General features: G+C 52.8%; 19 protein-coding genes. 11 read left to right on the top strand and 8 right to left on the bottom strand.

What is annotated here, in order from left to right:
* The first annotated feature begins 77 nt into the window (after positions 1–77).
* On the top strand, positions 78–761 hold the full coding sequence (locus CLV80_RS07925) for a type 1 glutamine amidotransferase (RefSeq protein ID WP_106356685.1): 684 nt from the start codon (positions 78–80) through the stop codon (positions 759–761).
* A complete protein-coding gene (locus CLV80_RS07920; protein ID WP_106356682.1) occupies positions 758–2110 on the top strand; it encodes a glutamine synthetase family protein in 1353 nt (450 codons plus the stop codon). Before CLV80_RS07925 ends, CLV80_RS07920 begins: the two co-directional genes overlap by 4 nt.
* Here the strand turns inward: CLV80_RS07920 and CLV80_RS07915 are convergent.
* Positions 2107–2526, bottom strand: coding sequence for a GFA family protein (locus CLV80_RS07915; RefSeq protein ID WP_106356680.1), 420 nt, complete (start codon positions 2524–2526; stop codon positions 2107–2109). The genes CLV80_RS07920 and CLV80_RS07915 overlap by 4 nt on opposite strands.
* Before the next feature lie 83 nt (positions 2527–2609).
* On the opposite strand from CLV80_RS07915, the gene CLV80_RS07910 reads away from it, so the two are divergent.
* Both CLV80_RS07910 and CLV80_RS07905 read left to right on the top strand, forming a co-directional pair.
* Positions 2610–3914 (top strand): NAD(P)/FAD-dependent oxidoreductase, encoded by a 1305-nt coding sequence (locus CLV80_RS07910; protein WP_106356678.1) that lies wholly within the window; start codon positions 2610–2612, stop codon positions 3912–3914.
* Positions 3915–3982: 68 nt separating this feature from the next.
* Positions 3983–5167: a DegT/DnrJ/EryC1/StrS family aminotransferase gene (locus CLV80_RS07905; RefSeq protein WP_106356676.1), complete on the top strand. Its 1185-nt coding sequence runs from the start codon at positions 3983–3985 to the stop codon at positions 5165–5167.
* Here the strand turns inward: CLV80_RS07905 and CLV80_RS07900 are convergent.
* Positions 5164–6123, bottom strand: a complete 960-nt coding sequence (locus CLV80_RS07900) for a LysR family transcriptional regulator (protein WP_106356673.1) — start codon at positions 6121–6123, stop codon at positions 5164–5166. The genes CLV80_RS07905 and CLV80_RS07900 overlap by 4 nt on opposite strands.
* Before the next feature lie 117 nt (positions 6124–6240).
* Between CLV80_RS07900 and CLV80_RS07895 the strand changes: the two genes are divergently transcribed.
* Positions 6241–7608: an aminotransferase gene (locus tag CLV80_RS07895; RefSeq protein WP_106356671.1), complete on the top strand. Its 1368-nt coding sequence runs from the start codon at positions 6241–6243 to the stop codon at positions 7606–7608.
* A gap of 44 nt (positions 7609–7652) precedes the next feature.
* On the top strand, positions 7653–7877 hold the full coding sequence (locus CLV80_RS07890) for an N-(5'-phosphoribosyl)anthranilate isomerase (protein WP_106356668.1): 225 nt from the start codon (positions 7653–7655) through the stop codon (positions 7875–7877).
* 60 nt (positions 7878–7937) lie between these two features.
* Here the strand turns inward: CLV80_RS07890 and phaR are convergent, their stop codons facing one another.
* The 3 genes from phaR to CLV80_RS07875 form a co-directional block, all read right to left on the bottom strand.
* Complete coding sequence (gene phaR / locus CLV80_RS07885) at positions 7938–8474, bottom strand: polyhydroxyalkanoate synthesis repressor PhaR (protein ID WP_106356665.1); 537 nt, start codon at positions 8472–8474, stop codon at positions 7938–7940.
* Positions 8475–8677: 203 nt separating this feature from the next.
* A complete protein-coding gene (locus tag CLV80_RS07880; protein ID WP_106356662.1) occupies positions 8678–9130 on the bottom strand; it encodes a Phasin in 453 nt (150 codons plus the stop codon).
* A gap of 146 nt (positions 9131–9276) precedes the next feature.
* Positions 9277–11073: a PHA/PHB synthase family protein gene (locus CLV80_RS07875; protein ID WP_106356660.1), complete on the bottom strand. Its 1797-nt coding sequence runs from the start codon at positions 11071–11073 to the stop codon at positions 9277–9279.
* Between the two features lie 67 nt (positions 11074–11140).
* On the opposite strand from CLV80_RS07875, the gene phaZ reads away from it, so the two are divergent.
* Complete coding sequence (gene phaZ, locus CLV80_RS07870; protein WP_106356946.1) at positions 11141–12415, top strand: polyhydroxyalkanoate depolymerase; 1275 nt, start codon at positions 11141–11143, stop codon at positions 12413–12415.
* Between the two features lies 1 nt (position 12416).
* Here phaZ and CLV80_RS07865 read toward each other — a convergent pair whose 3' ends face one another.
* The 3 genes from CLV80_RS07865 to CLV80_RS07855 all read right to left on the bottom strand — a co-directional run bounded on the left by CLV80_RS07865 (position 12417) and on the right by CLV80_RS07855 (position 14902).
* Positions 12417–13133, bottom strand: coding sequence for an alpha/beta fold hydrolase (locus CLV80_RS07865; RefSeq protein ID WP_106356658.1), 717 nt, complete (start codon positions 13131–13133; stop codon positions 12417–12419).
* 94 nt (positions 13134–13227) lie between these two features.
* Positions 13228–14082 carry an alpha/beta hydrolase gene (locus tag CLV80_RS07860; protein ID WP_165793347.1) on the bottom strand — a complete coding sequence of 285 codons (855 nt, stop codon included), beginning with the start codon at positions 14080–14082 and terminating at the stop codon, positions 13228–13230.
* 64 nt (positions 14083–14146) lie between these two features.
* Positions 14147–14902: an alpha/beta hydrolase gene (locus CLV80_RS07855; RefSeq protein WP_106356654.1), complete on the bottom strand. Its 756-nt coding sequence runs from the start codon at positions 14900–14902 to the stop codon at positions 14147–14149.
* Positions 14903–14993: 91 nt separating this feature from the next.
* On the opposite strand from CLV80_RS07855, the gene CLV80_RS07850 reads away from it, so the two are divergent.
* From CLV80_RS07850 to thrS, 4 genes are all read left to right on the top strand, one after another.
* Positions 14994–15737, top strand: coding sequence for an ArsR/SmtB family transcription factor (locus CLV80_RS07850; protein ID WP_106356652.1), 744 nt, complete (start codon positions 14994–14996; stop codon positions 15735–15737).
* 14 nt (positions 15738–15751) lie between these two features.
* Positions 15752–16198, top strand: coding sequence for an SRPBCC domain-containing protein (locus CLV80_RS07845; RefSeq protein ID WP_106356650.1), 447 nt, complete (start codon positions 15752–15754; stop codon positions 16196–16198).
* Positions 16199–16618 (top strand): MAPEG family protein, encoded by a 420-nt coding sequence (locus CLV80_RS07840; RefSeq protein ID WP_106356648.1) that lies wholly within the window; start codon positions 16199–16201, stop codon positions 16616–16618. It abuts the gene before it with no gap.
* A 117-nt stretch (positions 16619–16735) separates the two neighbouring features.
* Entirely contained in the window at positions 16736–18682 is a 1947-nt protein-coding gene (gene thrS, locus CLV80_RS07835; RefSeq protein WP_106356646.1) for a threonine--tRNA ligase, read from the top strand.
* The last annotated feature ends 20 nt before the right edge of the window (positions 18683–18702 follow it).

Raw genomic sequence — 18702 nt, 5'->3', positions numbered from 1 at the left:
TTAGCTAAAATCCTTCGCGCTTGCGGCAGCGCCCGCGCCGATGTAGTTTGGGACGAAACCCAAACTACGGTGACCTCATGAAAATCGGCATTTTGCAAACGGGCCACGCGCCGGATGAATTGCGACCTCAGGTTGGCGATTTTGCCGATCTATTTAAACGTCTGCTCGACGGCAATGACTTCGAGTTTCATACCTACAGCGTTGTGGACATGGAGTTCCCGGAAGCCATCACTGACTGTGACGGCTGGCTGATCACAGGGTCCAAACATGGCGCCTATGAGGATCACCCATTCATTCCACCGCTCGAACGTCTTATTCGCGAAATCTATGAAGCTGAAATTCCAATGGTTGGCATTTGTTTTGGGCATCAGATCATTGCGCAGGCATTGGGTGGCAAAGTGGCGAAATTCGATGGTGGCTGGGCTGTGGGCCGCCAAACTTACGATCTGAACGGTGAACAGATCGCGCTTAATGCGTGGCACCAAGATCAGGTTGTTAGCGCCCCCGCCGACGCCACCGTGATTGGCAGTAACGACTTTTGCACAAATGCCGCGTTACTATATGGCAAACGCGCCTTTACGGTTCAGCCACATCCGGAATTCGACACCGCAGTCATTGATGGCCTTGCGACTTATCGTGGTCCGGGCAACGTACCGGATCAGCAGCTTGCAGAGGTCCGAGATAATTTGAACAAACCGGTCGATAGCGACCGTCTTGCTGCGCAGATCGCGCAGTTTTTTAAAGAAAGACAACTGGCATGAGCTGGACCGACAAAATCCCAGAGGCCGCCCGTACATATCTAGAAAACAACCGTTTGGACGAGGTCGAATGCGTTATCGCTGACCTACCCGGTATCGCCCGCGGCAAGGCCGTTCCGGCAGGAAAATGGGAAAAGCAGGCGCATTTCCACCTTCCCAACTCAATCTTCTTTCAAACGATTACCGGCGATTGGGGCGAAGCATCAGGTCCGGACGGCTTCTTAGAACCCGACATGATTCTAAAGCCCGACATGTCCACTGCTACCGCCGCCCCTTGGGCTGAAGATGGCACGCTTCAAGTCATTCATGACGCGTTTGACCAAAAGGGAAAACCAGTTCCGTTTTCACCGCGCAACGTCTTGCGCCGTGTCGTCGATCTTTACAAAGCTGAAGGTTGGACACCAGTCGTCGCACCGGAAATGGAATTCTATCTAGTTGCCCGCAACATCGACCCAGCAAAACCGATTGAACCAATGATGGGCCGTACAGGTCGCCCTGCTGCCGGGCGACAGGCCTATTCAATGACTGCGGTAGATGACTATGGCCCGGTCATTGATGACATCTATGAATACGCTGAAATCCAAGGTTTTGAAATCGACGGTATCGCCCAAGAAGGCGGCGCTGGTCAGCTTGAGATCAACCTACGCCACGGGAACCCAATCAAACTGGCTGACGAGGTATTCTATTTCAAACGCCTGATCCGCGAAGCAGCGCTTAAGCATGATTGCTTTGCCACCTTCATGGCTAAACCGATCGAAGGCGAACCGGGCAGCGCGATGCATATCCACCACTCGGTCATCGATGCAGACGGCCGGAATATCTTTACCGGCCCACAGGGCGGCGAAACCGATGCGTTCTTCCACTTTATCGGTGGTCTGCAGGAATATATGCCCAGCGCAATCGCGTTGATCGCGCCCTATGTTAACAGCTACCGTCGCTATGTTCCGGACAGCGCCGCGCCTGTTAACCTTGAATGGGGGCGCGACAACCGGACGACAGGAATTCGTATCCCGATCAGCGATCCATCCGCGCGCCGGATCGAAAACCGCCTGCCCGGTATGGATTGCAACCCCTACCTTTGCATCGCAGCATCACTTGCTTGCGGGTATCTGGGCTTGAAGAACGAAATCCGTCCTGACAAGCGCTGGCGCGGTGAAGCATATGAATCAGAGGCTGAAATCTCTGGCTCGCTCAGTGAAGCGCTGGATCTTTTTGAGGAATGCAAAGACCTTCACAACGTCCTTGGCCCCGATTTTGCGCGGGTCTACTCCATCGTGAAACGGCTAGAGTACAAAGAGTTCCTTCAGGTCATCAGCCCATGGGAACGCGAACACCTGCTGCTGAACGTCTAAGCCTTAATAAACCGCAGCACCCCGGCGACAGTTGGCGCGTTAGGGTCATCGTTGGGATGCTGCACACCGTTGTTCACGATCACCTCGGCGAAATCAAACGGGCTGACCCCTTCGAGGCATGCGGCGTTCACGCCAAATTCATTCGGGTTTGAGCGCCGTTTGTGGTGTGTGTAAATCCCGCAGGTCGGGCAGAAATAATGTTCAGCAGATTTCGTGTTGAATTGATACAGCGTCAGCAGGTCCTTGCCTTTCGTAAAGCTCAGGCCATCCAACGCAGATGTCACCGCCACTGCCCCGCGCATTGAGCAATATGAACAGGTACAACGTCGCGCGCTTTCTAACCCGCCCTTTAGTGTGACTTTGAACTGGACCGCGCCGCAATGGCAGGCGCCGTTATAGGTATCGCTTGATGGCATTTCGTATCCCTTTCAGTTTCGATTGCGGGTTTTCATCAGCATGCATATCAATAACCCAATAACGCAAGCTTTGGACCCGCCCTATGAACCCGCTTTATCGCAACGACAAACCCGGAAAATTCCCAAACAGCTGGTATGTGGCCAGTACGGATTTACCAAGGGAACGCCCTTCACTGGATGGTGATCTATCGGTTGATGTCTGCATAATCGGTGCGGGGTTCACGGGGCTGTCCGCCGCACGCCATCTGGCTGCCAAGGGGCTTGATGTGGTTGTGCTTGATGCCCATCGTGCGGGCTTTGGCGCGTCGGGACGCAACGGCGGTCAGGTTGGTAGTGGCTACAACAGTGATCAAGGCACCTTGACTAAGAGGCTGGGCGCTGACGCTGCCACCGCGCTTTGGGCTTTAGCCGAAGAAGCCAAACAAGACGTCCGCGACCTGTGCAAAAGCGACATCCCAGAGGCCCGTTATCGTCCCGGTGTGGCACATGGGTTCTATAATGCGAAAGAGGCAGACAGCTATACAGCTGACGCCGCCTATCTCGCCGATAACTATGGCTATGATCAGATTGAGGTGCTTGGGCCTGACGCCATGCGCGACGTCGTCAAATCACCGTTATATCAAGGCGGCCTGTTAGATATGGGCGCAGGTCACATCCACCCGCTGCGCTATGTGCTTGGGCTTGCCCGACTGGCCGAGACCGCAGGCGCGCGTATCTTTGAACGAACCGAAGTCACTCAGATCGAGCATGGCGACCCCGCAACCCTGCACACTCCAAAAGGAACCCTCAAAGCCCGCCACGTGATTATCGCTGGCAACGGCTACCTGCCCAATATCGACCGCAAGACGTCAGCAAAGGTTATGCCGATCAACAGCTTCATCTGCGCGACAGAGCCTTTGGGAGACCGCGCCGCATCCGTATTGGCCCGCGATATCGCAGTAGCAGATAGCAAATTCGTCGTGAACTATTATCGCATGTCCGAAGATAATCGGTTCTTGTTTGGTGGGCGCGAAAGCTACTCCATTGGTTTTCCCAAGGACATCAACACCGCCCTCATCCAACGTATGACCAATCTCTTTCCCCAACTAACAGACGTGAAGGTCGATTACGTCTGGGGCGGCACATTGGGCATCACAATGACTCGCCTGCCCGCCGTTCAGCGCGTTGCGCCAAATATCCTTTCTGGTGCTGGTTTCTCTGGGCATGGCGTTGCGCTGTCGGGGCTTGCAGGCAAGGTCATGGCCGAAGCAATCGCCGGACAGGCAGGCCGCTTTGACACGCTGTCAGGGATGAAAGTCCCCAGCTTTCCGGGCGGACCCACGTTCCGCGCGCCGCTGCTGACATTGGCTATGACTTGGTACGCATTACGTGATCGATTGGGCGTCTGACTGTCATAGATTTGTAACGCGGGATATGTTAGGATTTACCGAAATATGATTTCGGAAAAGCTGAACACATGACCCAAGTTCCCAATGTTTACGACGCAGAGCCCATTCCAGAATCAGCCATGGCTGAGGTCACGCGTATTTTGCAGTCAGGCGATCTATTCCGCTATACATCGGATGACTCGCCCGTCGCGTTGCTTGAGGCCGAGTTTGCCGCAGCGCTAGGAAGTAAATACGCTCTGGCTGTTTCATCATGTTCTGCAGCACTTTTCCTGTCTCTCAAGACACTTGGACTACCCCGTGACGCAAGAGTGATGATCCCCGCGTTTACCTTTGGCGCCGTTCCGTCGGCTGTCGTGCATGCCGATTGTATTCCGGTCCTTTGTGAATGTGGTGACAACTACCGCATCGACATAGATGATTTTGCCGCCAAGCTGCCAACCGTGGACGCTATTATTATCAGCCACATGCGCGGTCATACCTCTGACATGGATGCAATTATGCAGCTTTGCGATGACGCAGGCATCCCTGTGATCGAAGATGCGGCACACTCGATTGGAACCACGTGGGGTGGACGCAAGATCGGGACGATTGGCAAGATCGGCTGCTTTAGCTTTCAATCGTATAAGCTGCTAAACGCGGGCGAAGGCGGCATTATGGTCACCGACGATGCAGACCTGATAGCACGCGCCGTCATCATGTCCGGTGCCTATGAACACAACTGGAAAAAACACCCTGTCTTGCTGAACAGCTTTGCGAAGTGGCAAAACAAGCTACCACTTTACAATCAACGCCTGAACAACTTGTCAGCTACTCTTATCCGCCCGCAATTAGATGAATTGCCACGTCGAGTCGCCGACGGACGCCGTAACCACGATCACGTCGCCGCGTTACTGAATGAATCAGCGTGGCTCACAGTACCGAACTGTTTGCCTTCCGAAGAACGGGCACCCGATTCAATTCAGTTTAATTTGGTTGATATGACTGACACTGACACAGCCCGCTTTGTAAAGACCGCAGCGGCAGCAGGTGTTAAAATCCAAGTCTTTGGCCAAAGCACGGACAATGCGCGGGCGTTTTGGAATTGGCAGTTTATCGGACCAATCCCTGACTTGCCCCAAACACGAGCGATGTTGATGAAAGCATGTGATGTGCGCCTACCAGCCCGGCTGACCTTGGACGAATGTGATGTGATTGCACAAGTCATCACCGATGTGGCAGACGAAACAATGTCCCCTGCCCGCGCCTACGGCTAAAGCAGGCGTAGCTGATCTTGTAGCCAAGGGTAGTTCTTTACTGCAGGCTGCACGATCATATCCGATAACAACGGCTTTAGCCGCGTGGCGATAGTTGTTGGCATATCGCCAAGTATATCCTGCCGTGCGGTCAACGATATTGTTCGTGACAATGGCGCAAATGGTAGCGGTAGAAGATCAACATCTTCACTAAATCTTTGCGCACGCAGGCACCCCAAAGGCGTCATAATCGTCCAGCCCGACCCGGCGGCCACCATTGCCATAATCGCGTGGTAGCTATCCAACTCGAACTTATGCGTTATTCGTAGGTTCTGCCGAGCAAGATGCGCAGCGATCACCCGGCCCATATGATGCCGCGTCGTGTATTGAATCAACTGCATTCGGCGAATCTGCTTGGCGACATCCCCGTCTTCGATTGCACCTTTGGGCACCGCAACAACAAAGGGCTCTTCCAACAGCGGGTGCACCTCCATTCCGGCGCTCGCCTGCCCCATATCACCAGCAACAATCACATCTAATGCACGGCTATCAAGAAGGTCGAATAGTCGGTGCGACGCCCCTGTTTCCAGCAAGAACTGGCAGTTCTTCAAATCGTCGCTCATCGCCGTCAACAGACCCGGGGTGACGTCTGCATCGAAATCTTCGATCATGCCCAAACGAAACCGGGTCAGACGACTGAAATCGGCCATAGCGAGTTCCGCCTTGGCCTGATCTGCCTCGTTCAGGATCGTATTGGCGCGACGCAGAAACATCTCTCCGGCAGGTGTAAGGGTTACAGGACGTTCACTGCGGTTTAGTAACGTCGCGCCGATCGCGCCTTCAAGGTTGGTCAATTGCTGGCTAACGGTCGCTGCAGAGCTACCCAATCGTCTTGCCGCCCCCGAAATCGACGCTTCCTCTGCCGTCGCGACAAAGACCTCTACGCCCCAAAGCGTAATTTTACCTGTTGTCGCCATCTGACCCTCTTGCGCGTTGCTACTAAGCTATGGGGAAATACGCGGCGCATCAATCAGGTCATTGTAAGGTCTTTCAGACAGGCATATCGTCCTTTCAGTACATCCATGAGGTTCAAAATGTCTGACGACACCCCCAACAGCTGGGAAGCCCGCGCGAGCGAGAATTCGTTTTACGGGTTCACTGATTTGCCCACAGTCAAAGAACGCGGCACCGTCGTGCTTACGCACGGCAAAGGGCCTTATGTTTACGACGTGCACAGGCGCGAATATCTTGATGCGAATTCTGGTCTTTGGAACATGGTCGCTGGTTTCGACCATCCCGGCCTCATTGCCGCTGCCAAGGAACAGTATGACCGTTTCCCAGGCTATCACTCGCTGTTTGGACGTATGTCCGACCAGACAGTGATGCTGTCTGAAAAACTAGTCGAAGTTTCACCATTTCCGCGCGGCAAAGTATTTTACACGAACTCAGGTTCCGAAGCGAACGACACAATGGTCAAAATGCTATGGTTTCTTGCGGGGGCCGAAGGCAAACCACAGCGCCGGAAAATCCTGACCCGCGTTAACGGCTATCATGGCGTGACGGCGGTATCCGCGTCGATGACAGGCAAGCCTTATAACAGCGTCTTTGGGTTGCCATTGGAAGGGTTCATCCACCTGTCCTGCCCACACTACTGGCGCTTTGGCCAAGAAGGTGAAACCGAGGCCCAATTTACGGCCCGTATGGCTGCGGAACTGGAAGAAACCATTCTGCGCGAAGGTCCAGATACGATCGCGGGCTTTTTCGCAGAACCCGTCATGGGTGCCGGTGGGGTAATCCCACCGTCCTCCGGGTATTTCCAAGCCGTCCAGCCAATCCTTAAAAAATACAATATTCCGCTGATCGCTGATGAAGTCATCACCGGGTTTGGCCGTACGGGGAACACTTGGGGCTGCCAGACATATGATTTTATTCCTGACGCGATCATCTCGTCCAAGAACCTAACAGCTGGGTTATTTCCGATGGGTGCTGTGATCCTCGGACCTGATCTGACGGATCGCTTGCAGGCGGCATCGGAAGCGATTGAAGAATTCCCGCATGGGTTTACTGCGTCCGGCCACCCCGTTGGCTGTGCTATCGCCCTGAAAGCGATCGACGTCGTGATGAACGAAGGTCTGGAAGAAAACGTTCGGACCCTGACCCCGCTGTTCGAAGAAGGCATGGCGCGGCTAGCCGAAAAGAAAAATATCGGTGAGTGGCGCGGCAAGGGGCTGATGGGCGCGCTTGAGGCAGTAGCCGATAAGGACACTAAGCGCCCGTTTGATGGGTCTCTATCCGTCAGCGAACGAATTGCTAACGCTTGTACCGACCAAGGTCTAATTTGCCGGCCTCTGGGGCAAGCTGTTGTGCTGTGCCCACCGTTCATTTTCACCTCTACACATATGGACGAGATGTTTAGCAAACTTGAAAAGGCGCTTGATGGCGTTTTTGCTGACGTCGCTTAAGTTATAGTTAACCATCGCCACACCATACTGTGGCGATGGAACTCATGCGATATCACAAGCGAGATAGACGTGACTGGCTTGCACAAATTTTTCAGTGTCGTGCAGCCACAATCGGCGGGGTGATCCGCCGTCAGGTTATTGATGTTGAGCGTGAAATCGGCACAGACGCGTTAATAGCGGAAGTAAAACGGCGCGGATTTCGAATGATCCGCACCCACCAATACTATGTCATCATCTGTAACGATGGACCGATTGAATTGATCTGCTAGCTGCGATCAAATTTCGAAAAATTTGATCTACCGGAAGGAATTTCTAGAAATTCCTTCGCCCTACTTCCCCATCTTTGCAAGTTTTTCCTGCAGCGCCGCAAGCTGATCCTTTATTTCACCCAAGTCATCGCTAGATTTTTCTGACGTGCTTGGTGTTGGCATTATGCCACCGGTCATCGCTTTAAAGAACGCAGCTTGCTGCGCCTGCATCGCCTCGAACCCAGGCATCGCAGTCATTGGGTTCGCCTTCCCCATATTGTCTAGTGCTTTAGATTGACCTTCGCGTAGCATTTCAAAGCTCGCTTGCAGGAACTCAGGTACAACTGACGCCGCTTGGCTCGTGTAGCTACGCACGAGGTCAGTTAATACATCAACGGGTAATACGCTTTCTCCGCGGCTTTCATGCTCGGCGATAATTTGAAGAAGGTATTGCCGCGTCAGATCATCCCCGGACTTCAAGTCAACGATTTGAACTTCGCGCCCTTCACGAATGAACAAAGCGATATCCTCAAGCGTCACGTAGTCGCTTGTTTCAGTATTGTACAAACGTCGGCTCGCGTAGCGCTTAATGAGAAGCGGTTTATTTGTGTCAGCCACAGCGATCCCTCCCAAGATATATTGCAGTGCAGAGAAGCCTATGCCGCGCCTGCGCAAAAAGAAAGCGTTTTAGATACCCTGACTTAACGGGAATGCGTTAGGCGCATAGCAAACCGCATATCAGCACAAAAAAACGGCCCGCAAATCGCGAGCCGTTTCGGGAAATCATACCATGAGGGAGGCATGGGTAGATTTCACCGTTATTACTTTGCAGATGCTGTCGCTTTTTTCGCAGCGGCAGTCACTTCTGTTGTCGCTTTCTTAGCAGCAGCAGTCATGTCTTCCGAAATGTCTTTGCCCGCAGCAAGAACCAATTCCATTGTCTGTGTCTGAACCTTTTTAGCGATTTCAGCAAAAGCAGACATATGCTCGGCAGCAGATTCAGCTGTTGCAGATGCGAAATCAGTCATCGCTTTCGCGTAATCAGCAGGCTCTGCTTTTGCTTTTGACATTTCTTCAAGCTTTGCGATCGTGTCTTGTGTCCATTTTGCGGACTGCTCTGCCGATTTGCCGGCGGCGTCCAACGCAACAGTAGACATTTTTTCTGCAAGCGCAGTTTGGGTTTTGAACTGCTCTTCCATCGCTTTTGTATCGACAGGGAAAGCGTCTGCCATATCTTTAAAGATCGCAGTGAAATCTTGTGTCTTAGTAGCCATTGGTATCAGCCTTTCGGGTGAAGCGTGATAATCACCACGCTGTGAAACTCTGACACCAATATGAATGCTGCAGCGCGGCATTGCAAGTTTTTTCTGCAGTGCGGCATGATTTATTTCGCACCCGCAAAATTAACAAACCTATTCCGCTACTTAGGAGACACATATATGCCCGGTGCAGGGGCTAAAATTGGATTTGAATCACTCCCAGGTTGTCTCGAATCGACATTTTTAACTGATTTACTAGATAACCACGAATCCCACCTTCCCCACCAAGACCCGTCATGCTTGTCTGCCGACGCCAACCAATCCGCCGCATCCAACCCCAATTCTGGGTTTGTATAGTGGCCATATTTCCGTTTTGACGGTGGATTAATGATACCTGCAATATGTCCGGACTGGGAAAGAATGAACGTCTTATCCTTTGACCCCATCCTTTGAACACCAGCGTAACTGCTTTTCCACGCGGCAATGTGATCAGTCTCGCAGGCGATTGCAAACAGTGGGACCGACACATCTTGTATCTTTACTTTCGTACCGCAAACCTCGAACCCTTCAGTTGCGAATTTGTCGTGCTGACATAACCCCCGCAAATACTCGACGGCCATTTTCGCGGGTAGATTTGTTCCATCCCCATTCCAATACAACAAATCAAATGCAGGTGGTGCTTGACCCATCATGTAGCTTTTGATGGCCGGACCGTAGATCAAATCATTCGATCGCAAGAATGAAAACGTACGCGACATATAGAATGAGTCCAATATCCCGCTTTCGGCCACCTCTTCCGCAATCCCATTTACAAAATCATCATCAAGGAACACGCCAACTTCGCCACGTTCCGAGAAATCGGTCAACGTCGTGAATAAGGTAGCGCTATTCACAGATGTATCCTTGCGCTGCTTCATAAGCGCGAGCGTCAGCGACAACGTGGTGCCAGCAATGCAATACCCTACCGCGTTTACTTTTTTCACATCGCAGATTTTTTTGACTTCGTTGATAGCAGTCAGAAAACCGTCTTCGATATAGTCTGTCATCGACGTGTCTTTGTAACTTGCGTCCGGATTAACCCATGACACCACAAAAACTGTGTGCCCTTGATCAACCGCCCATTTGATCAGGCTATTCTGCGGCTTAAGGTCGAGAATGTAGAATTTGTTGATCCACGGCGGAAAAATGATCAGCGGTATTTCATGAACTGTTTCGGTCGTGGGCGCATATTGGATAAGCTCAAACAGATGGTTCCGAAACACCACGGACCCCGGAGTGGTCGCAATGTTTTGCCCCAATTGGAACGCCGATTTATCCGCCAAAGTCACGACCAGATCACCATTGTTCGCTTCAAGATCAGCGATCATGTTTTCAAGCCCGGCAATCAAGCTTTCGCCCTCTGTCTCGGCGGCAAGCGCCAATGCTTCGGGGTTGGTCGCAAGAAAATTTGTTGGGCATGCCATGTCTAAAATCTGCTGACTAAAGTAGCGCAACCGCTTCTTTTCATCCGAATCAAGCGTGTCGATATCCTCGACCGCCTGCTGCACCGCAGCGGAATTCATTATATATTGCTGCTTGATATAGTTGAAATACGGGTTGGTTTCCCACAGCTCATGCGAAAATCGGCGGTCTGTTGGCGTTTCATCCGTTGCAGGCGAAAGTTTGCCTTGTACCAATAGGTGCTGCGCCTCGACGAAATGCTTTACGGACTTCCCCCAAAATTCGATCTGATGTTCGATCAGTTTCGCGGGATTCTGCATCATTTCGCCCATGTAAGCGCTTGCCGCCTTTAAATAGAGCTCTTGGCTTGGTCCTTGCAGAGCAGAGGGGATCTTACGTCCATGGCTCATTGCCTTAAGTAGACGTTGCGTCAGTTCCTCAATATGGACAAGATTGGCCTCTAAAGTTGTAACATTGTGATCAGACGCCGCGTTTGTTTCTAAATCGTTAGTTGTCATATTCACGTTCCCATGCCTATGCTGCAAGTGCAGCATGATCTGCGCGCCCCTAACCGGAGATGTTCTGATGAAGTATATGATGACCTACGACCTGATGGAAAGCGCGCGAAACACAAACCAATGGCTTGGGGCGACGGCACGTGCCTTTGCGTCATATCCAATGATGTCGGTTGGGGCGAACCCTGCGATGGATTGGCTTATGGCGTGGGGTGAAGTAACGGAACGTACTTTTGCGCGTATGATCGTAAAGCCCGATTGGAACATCCCCCCCGTCACCTGCGAAAAAGGCAAGGATCACCCCGTCGTCATTGAAACCGTCGTAGAACGCCCCTTTGGCGACTTGATCCACTTTACGATACCTGGCCGTAAGCCAAGCAAACGTCGGGTACTGATTACCGCGCCGATGTCGGGCCACTATGCTACCTTACTTCGCAAAACTGTGATCAGCCTACTGCCTGATTGTGACGTTTACATTACCGACTGGCACAACGCCCGCGACATCCCCGTCAGCGAAGGGAAGTTCGATGTCGAAGATTACACCTTATATCTGGTCGACTTCATGCGCGAACTCGGCTCTGATATCCACGTGATTGCCGTCTGTCAGCCTGTGCCTTTGGCGTTGGCTGCGACCGCCTATCTTGCCGAAGAAGACCCCAAAGCGCAGCCGCGTTCGCTGACCTTAATCGGCGGCCCCGTCGACCCAGAGGCGAACCACACCGAAGTCACCGACTTTGGGCGTTCTGTGACAATGGGCCAGTTGGAACAGACAATGATCCAGCGCGTCGGCTTTAAATACGCAGGCGTTGGTCGGATGGTATACCCCGGACTGCTTCAGCTTGCTTCATTTATCTCGATGAATGGTGAAACGCATGCCAACGCGTTTCGCGATCAGATCATCAAGACCGCCAAGGGCGAAGCACGCGAACATGATAAGCATAACGCCTTTTATGACGAATATCTTGCCGTCATGGATATGACCGCTGAATTCTATCTATCAACCGTTGAACGGGTGTTCAAAAACCGCGACATCGCCCGCAATGATTTCAGCGTTGCAGGCCGCAAGGTTGATATTGGCAAAATCACGACAGTCGCCGTGAAAATTGTAGAAGGCGAAAACGACGATATCTCAGCGCCCGGTCAGTGCCTTGCTGCGCTGGACCTGTTGACCAACCTGCCTGACAGCAAAAAAGCGTCGCATGTTGAACCCGGTGCAGGTCACTACGGTATCTTTGCGGGCGGAAGCTGGCGCAATAACATCCGCCCACTTGTGCTTGATTTCATCGACGCGAATTCTGACGAGCCGAAAAAGCAGAAAGCCGCGAACAAAAACGCCGCCGCTTAGCTTAGTTGCGCAACATCAGCGGCGCTTTCATCCATGTCCGAAGCGCTGCTGTCACCGCATCCGGCGTCTCAACCGTCGGGAGATACCCTGCATCTTCGATCACCTCGAGCGTCGCATAGGGAATAAGCTCTGCCATAAACTCATGGCGTTTTACTGGATAGTGGCCGTCATGACGCCCGCAAATCACAAGCGCAGGCTGTGTGATCTTGCGCAAAACAGGTTGCTGGTCTTTACGGCGCTGCATCGCCCGCGCCTGTTTGACATAGGATTCGGGTCCCAGCTGATTACCCATCATTGTAAGCAACCGCACGAGAGCAACTTTATCGATATTCGGAGACATCCATGTCGAATGAATTTCATGCTGTAGCACATCGGCCCAGCGCCCCGCCCGCGCCGCAATAATTTGTGGTTCCCGCGCAGAGGCCGCTTCGGGTGTGTCAGGCTGTGGGTTCGTGCTAATCAGCGCGATCCGCGTGACACGTTCCGGCGCCCGGCGCAGAACCTCCATCGCGACCATGCCGCCCATCCCCATGCCTGCCAGCGCAAACTTTGAAGGCGCCCATGACAGGATTTGTGAAGCGACTTCTTCCATCCGCTCGCCCTTGGTGGTCGGGGCAAACATCACAGCATGATCCGACCCTAGATCACTGATCTGTGGTTCGAAAATGCGTGCATCGCACAGCATTGGTGGGATCATCACCAGCGTTTCACATGGCATTTATGCTTAGACCTGTCTGCATACCTAACCTTTTAGGTTTTTCGTTCGCACAACTCTGACGTGGTATGCAGCCCCACGCAACCATTCGGCAGCGTTAAAGCGTCTTAAGCCAAGCCGAAATCCGCCGAGCAAGTGGTTCCGTCTGATTAGGACTAAAGACATCACCCGCCATAACGTGCCCATTCACATCGTCGCCCGGACCGGGAATTACGATATCTTCTGTTGTGGGACCACCCCAACGCGCGATGACTTCGCGCGTCAGTTTGGGATGTACGACAGTGTCAGCTTCGTTCATGACAAACATAGCAGGTGTTGTGATTTGTGACAGATCGGCATGGCGCACGGCACGCACAGCGTCAGCCATCGGGTATAGCGCCTCGGTTGGGTAAGATGTCGTCCAATACGCGCTGTGCCCATCGTTAATAGGCGCAAAGCTACGTGTTTTTCCAACCACGTAGCGCCCCCATTTTCGCACACCCGGCATATCCAGCAGGGTCTGTGCGATCCAGCTACGCAAACCATAGTTCGGAGAAATCAAAATAGCGGCTTTGGCCTCTACACCTTGGGCCAAGGCAAGCGTTGCCAAGGTACAGCCTGTAGAACACCCCATCAAAATGACCTCATCTCCGATGGTCTGGGCGATTTCAACAGCCTCGGCCACGTCTTGAGTCCATTCAGCAAATGTGGCGGTCGCCATCGCCGGCCCATCTTGGCCATGCCCAGATAGTCGTGTAAAAAAGATATTCGCGCCAATATTTTGGGCAACACGTTCTGGAAGCGGGCGCAATTCCGCAGGTGATGCGGAAAACCCGTGGATATTCAGAATAACGACCGTAGTTTTAGTGCTTGGTTCACCGGCCCACACGATGTGCTTTTCACAACCAGGTCGAAGATTTGGAACCTTCGCCTCTGCGGCAGCCAAATCCTGTTCAAGCGTTGTGATATCCATCAAAGCCACCATTTTACCCACGTTTCATAATACCATAGCCAAGGCTTCAGCCTCGGGCCAGCGATTACCCTGCGGCGTGCAGCACCTCGGTAACCGACTGTTCAATCAGCGTCAGACAGGTATCATCAGAGAACCGATGATCGGCGCCATCCAACAATGTCAGACGCATATCTGGCCCGGTCGCATGATCTAACAGTCGCAGCGCCACCGACATATCCACGTCAGCATCTGCAGTACCTTGCAAGAACCGCACTGGGAACGGCAGCGAAAGCGGATCACGCAGTACCAACCGGTTGCGCCCTTCTTCGATCAGGCGCTTTGTGATGATGTAAGGTTCGCCGTAATCGGACGGTAATGCCACCTGCCCTTGCGCCAATTCTGCCTTTTGCGCATCGGTAAAACTGCCCCACATGCTGTCTTCGGTAAAATCAGGGGCCGCTGCGATAGTAACCATCCCAGCAATGCGTTCTGGCATCGCGCGGGCGATCTGCAGTGATATCCAACCGCCCATCGACGATCCGACAAGAACGACCTTTCCGGCAATCAGGCCCAGCGCCGCACAGGCATCCTCAAACCAGTCACCAATCGCGCCATCAGTAAACGCGCCGTCGCTTTCGCCATGACCAGAATAGTCAAACCGTAGAAATGCTCGACCCTCTTTACGCGCCCAGTCTTCTAAATACACGGCCTTCGTGCCGCCCATGTCAGATTTGAAACCGCCAAGGAACACGACTGCGGGGCCAGTGCCATCCGTCAGATGGTATGCAATTTTACGCCCTTGTGGCGTGGTGAATGTCGGGGTGTCAGAGGTCTTTTTCATAAGGTGAAACCATCACAAGCGACGCTATCCTGCAAGCCCAATTAGGTTACCCCATTGTCACGTTACTATAAAGTAACATATAAGCGATTCTATGGACAAAATATTCAAAGCCCTGAACGACCCTGCCCGCCGTGCGCTGCTAGACAGCTTGCGCAAGCAAGACGGCCAAAGCCTAAGTGATCTTGAACAGGTGCTAAGTCTGAGCCGTTTTGGCGTAATGAAACACCTAAAGTCACTTGAAGATGCAGGGCTGATCGTCACGCGCAAACAAGGGCGGTTCAAATATCATTACCTGAATGCACTCCCCTTACAGGAACTGATGGATCGCTGGGTTGCACCATTTTTGCAGCCACAGGCCCGTGCTTTGACTGAATTAAAACAGAAACTTGAAAGAGATACGAAAATGGGAAAACCCGATTTCATGATGCAGACATTTATCCGCTGCACCCAAGATGCGCTTTGGTCTGCCCTGACCGAGGCTGACCAAATGGCGGCCTATCACTTTGCCTGTAACGTGGTGCAAGGAAATGCTGCTGTCGATCAACCGACCGCGTTTATCCTGCCGAATGGCGAGGCAATGTTGCGACAAGTGACGACAGCATTAGATCCCAAAACCCGCATTGCGATGACATTTGAACCGCTTTTCATGGGTCCCAATGCCCCGTCTAGCCACATGGTCTATCTGATCGAAGATCAGTGCGGGCAATGCAAACTGACCATTGAACATTACGATATCGCACCGGGCCAAGAAGGCTTTGCCGAAGGCTGGGCGCGATTAGCAGCCTCTCTCAAATCATACCTCGAAACTGGTGCGGCGCTTAAGGCAGCGATGTAACAAAGGAAACGATAATGACTGATAAACCGAAATTTATGATGCAAACCTATATTAACTGCACCCAAGACGCATTGTGGAACGCGTTGATAAATGCCGATGCTTTCCAGCACTATGACTTTCTTCAGCAAACCGCGACACGCGATAACGACAAAGTCACTTATATGATGCCCGACGGTACCGTCACGCTTTATGCCCGCGACCTAGAGGTGACGCCCAAGACCAAGCTTGTCACGACCTTTGAACCAACGTGGGAACCCGATGCCCCACCATCCAAGATTACCTATGAAATCGCGGTCGAAGGCGATTTTTGCTGCCTGACCGTATTGCATGAAAACCTGAACAATGATCCATCAGACGGCACCGCAGATGGCTGGGTACGCAGCATCGCAGGGCTGAAGACTTGGCTGGAAACCGGCAAACCTGCGCACTTTGGCGGCGCATATTTGATGGAAGGTATGTAGATGCAAACCCTTCCTACGGAAATAGGTATCCTTGCATGCCTTTCCATATTGGCCGCATTGCTATGGATACCCTACATTGTCGGCATCTCAAAAACGACAGCGCCAGAAGGCGCACCCGACCCATTTGACCGGCCATACGATTTATACTCGCTACCTGCATGGGTGCACCGCGCGCACCGGGCGCATCTGAATTTGCTAGAACAGCTTCTTCCTTTTGCGGTCTTGGTGTTGATCGTTGACCGTCTCGATGGGTTCAGCGCACTGACCTATTGGGCCGCTATCGCGTTTTTCTGGATCAGGATTATCCATGCCGTTGGGATGATCTCGGGGCGATTGAAAATGCCGCTACGCCCGTTGATCTTTAATATTGGCGTGCTTTGCGTTCTGATCATGGGATTTGCTGTCATTACAGCACCCTGAACCATTTCGGCTGTCAGGCATTGCTTGACAGCCGTTTTTATTGGCTCCATTTAGCAGCTCACACATAACCCGCAACCGGGCGTTCCGTGGGCGCCAAACTGACGAGGAGCCGAACATATGGCCCAAATCTCTCTTACTTTTCCTGATGGCAACAGCCGTTCTTATGACGCAGGTGTAACTGCCGCCGAAGTCGCTGCTGACATTTCGTCGTCACTGCGCAAAAAAGCGATCTCTGCGACTGTAAACGACCAACACTGGGATCTTCAGTGGCCGATAGATGCGGACAGCAGCATCGCGATCAACACAATGAAAGACGAAGAGCCCGCGCTAGAGCTGGTCCGCCACGATCTGGCGCACATCATGGCACGCGCGGTTCAAGAACTTTGGCCTGACGTACAGGTCACCATTGGGCCGGTAATCAAGGACGGTTGGTACTACGACTTTGACCGCAAAGAACCGTTTACCCCCGAAGACCTAGCCGTCATCGAAAAGAAGATGAAGGAAATCATCAACAAGCGTGATGAGGTCCGGACCGAGATTTGGGAACGTGAAAAGGCGATCGCCTATTACCAAGATCGCGGCGAACCTTATAAGGTTGAGCTGATCGAAAGCATCCCGGGTGATGAGCCCCTGCGCATGTATTGGCATGGCGACTGGCAAGATCTGTGCCGCGGACCACACCTACAGCACACCGGCCAAGTTCCGGCTGATGGCTTCAAACTGATGTCTATCGCAGGTGCATATTGGCGCGGTGACAGCGACCGCCCGATGCTGCAACGTATCTACGGCGCGGCATTCACAAACAAAGAGGGCCTAAAAGCCCACCTGCATATGCTGGAAGAAGCAGCCAAACGCGACCACCGCAAGCTGGGCCGCGAGATGAACCTGTTCCACATGCAAGAAGAAGCCCCGGGTCAGGTGTTCTGGCACCCCAACGGCTGGACTGTTTACACTGAACTGCAAGACTACATGCGCCGCCAGCAACGTAAGGGCGACTATGTAGAGGTAAACACCCCGCAAGTCGTTGATCGCAAGCTTTGGGAAGCCTCAGGCCACTGGGAAAAGTACCAAGAGAACATGTTCATCGTCGAAGTCGACGAAGAGCACGCACGTGAAAAAGCCGTGAACGCGCTGAAGCCAATGAACTGCCCGTGCCACGTGCAGATTTTCAATCAGGGTCTGAAATCCTATCGTGACCTGCCATTACGCATGGCGGAATTCGGGTCTTGTGCGCGCTATGAACCGTCAGGTGCGCTACATGGGATCATGCGTGTGCGTGGCTTTACCCAAGATGATGGGCATATTTTCTGTACCGATGATCAGATCGAAGCAGAAACTGCGCGCTTCATCGAATTCCTGTCGAAGATTTATGCTGACCTTGGGTTCCACGATTGGACCATCAAGCTATCCACCCGTCCTGAAAAGCGGATCGGTTCGGATGAAACATGGGATCACATGGAAAAGGCGCTTGGCGATGCCTGCCGTGCGGCTGGGTATGAGTACGAAGTGCTTGAAGGTGAAGGCGCGTTCTACGGTCCAAAGCTTGAGTTCACCCTAACTGACGCGATTGGCCGAAACTGGCAATGTGGTACGCTGCAAGTCGATGCCAACTTGCCCGAACGTCTGGACGCTAACTTTGTTGGTGAAGACGGTGCAAAGCATCGCCCCGTCATGCTGCACCGCGCGACACTTGGGTCGTTCGAACGCTTTATCGGTATCTTGATCGAAGAACATGCAGGCAAGCTGCCGTTCTGGCTGGCCCCGCGTCAGGTGGTTGTTGCGACCATCGTTTCTGACGCAGATGATTATGCCAACGAAGTCGTCGAAGCGCTGCGCGCCGTTGGCGTCCGCGCCGAGGCCGACACCCGAAATGAGAAGATCAACTACAAGGTTCGTGAACACTCTGTCGGTAAAGTTCCGGTCATTCTGGCGCTGGGGGCGCGCGAAGTGACAGAGAAAACTGTGACTGTCCGCCGCCTTGGCGAAAACAAAACATCTGTAACATCTCTTGCTGAGATCGTTGCAGAGTTGAGAAAAAGCGCCACACCACCCGATCTTTTGTAACATTCCAGCGCTGGAAGCTG

Source organism: Yoonia maritima, from assembly GCF_003003285.1.
Taxonomy (GTDB): domain Bacteria; phylum Pseudomonadota; class Alphaproteobacteria; order Rhodobacterales; family Rhodobacteraceae; genus Yoonia; species Yoonia maritima.
The sequence above is the reverse complement of the archived record's forward strand: the minus strand, read 5'-3'. Positions and strand labels throughout refer to the sequence as shown.

Bases quoted from the DNA above. Each gene is read 5' to 3' on its own strand.
- CLV80_RS07925 (WP_106356685.1), top strand. From the start codon at position 78: ATGAAAATCGGCATTTTGCAAACGGGCCACGCGCCGGATGAATTGCGA.
- CLV80_RS07920 (WP_106356682.1), top strand. From the start codon at position 758: ATGAGCTGGACCGACAAAATCCCAGAGGCCGCCCGTACATATCTAGAA.
- CLV80_RS07915 (WP_106356680.1), bottom strand. From the start codon at position 2,526: ATGCCATCAAGCGATACCTATAACGGCGCCTGCCATTGCGGCGCGGTC.
- CLV80_RS07910 (WP_106356678.1), top strand. From the start codon at position 2,610: ATGAACCCGCTTTATCGCAACGACAAACCCGGAAAATTCCCAAACAGC.
- CLV80_RS07905 (WP_106356676.1), top strand. From the start codon at position 3,983: ATGACCCAAGTTCCCAATGTTTACGACGCAGAGCCCATTCCAGAATCA.
- CLV80_RS07900 (WP_106356673.1), bottom strand. From the start codon at position 6,123: ATGGCGACAACAGGTAAAATTACGCTTTGGGGCGTAGAGGTCTTTGTC.
- CLV80_RS07895 (WP_106356671.1), top strand. From the start codon at position 6,241: ATGTCTGACGACACCCCCAACAGCTGGGAAGCCCGCGCGAGCGAGAAT.
- CLV80_RS07890 (WP_106356668.1), top strand. From the start codon at position 7,653: ATGCGATATCACAAGCGAGATAGACGTGACTGGCTTGCACAAATTTTT.
- CLV80_RS07880 (WP_106356662.1), bottom strand. From the start codon at position 9,130: ATGGCTACTAAGACACAAGATTTCACTGCGATCTTTAAAGATATGGCA.
- CLV80_RS07875 (WP_106356660.1), bottom strand. From the start codon at position 11,073: ATGACAACTAACGATTTAGAAACAAACGCGGCGTCTGATCACAATGTT.
- phaZ (WP_106356946.1), top strand. From the start codon at position 11,141: ATGAAGTATATGATGACCTACGACCTGATGGAAAGCGCGCGAAACACA.
- CLV80_RS07865 (WP_106356658.1), bottom strand. From the start codon at position 13,133: ATGCCATGTGAAACGCTGGTGATGATCCCACCAATGCTGTGCGATGCA.
- CLV80_RS07860 (WP_165793347.1), bottom strand. From the start codon at position 14,082: ATGGATATCACAACGCTTGAACAGGATTTGGCTGCCGCAGAGGCGAAG.
- CLV80_RS07855 (WP_106356654.1), bottom strand. From the start codon at position 14,902: ATGAAAAAGACCTCTGACACCCCGACATTCACCACGCCACAAGGGCGT.
- CLV80_RS07850 (WP_106356652.1), top strand. From the start codon at position 14,994: ATGGACAAAATATTCAAAGCCCTGAACGACCCTGCCCGCCGTGCGCTG.
- CLV80_RS07845 (WP_106356650.1), top strand. From the start codon at position 15,752: ATGACTGATAAACCGAAATTTATGATGCAAACCTATATTAACTGCACC.
- CLV80_RS07840 (WP_106356648.1), top strand. From the start codon at position 16,199: ATGCAAACCCTTCCTACGGAAATAGGTATCCTTGCATGCCTTTCCATA.
- thrS (WP_106356646.1), top strand. From the start codon at position 16,736: ATGGCCCAAATCTCTCTTACTTTTCCTGATGGCAACAGCCGTTCTTAT.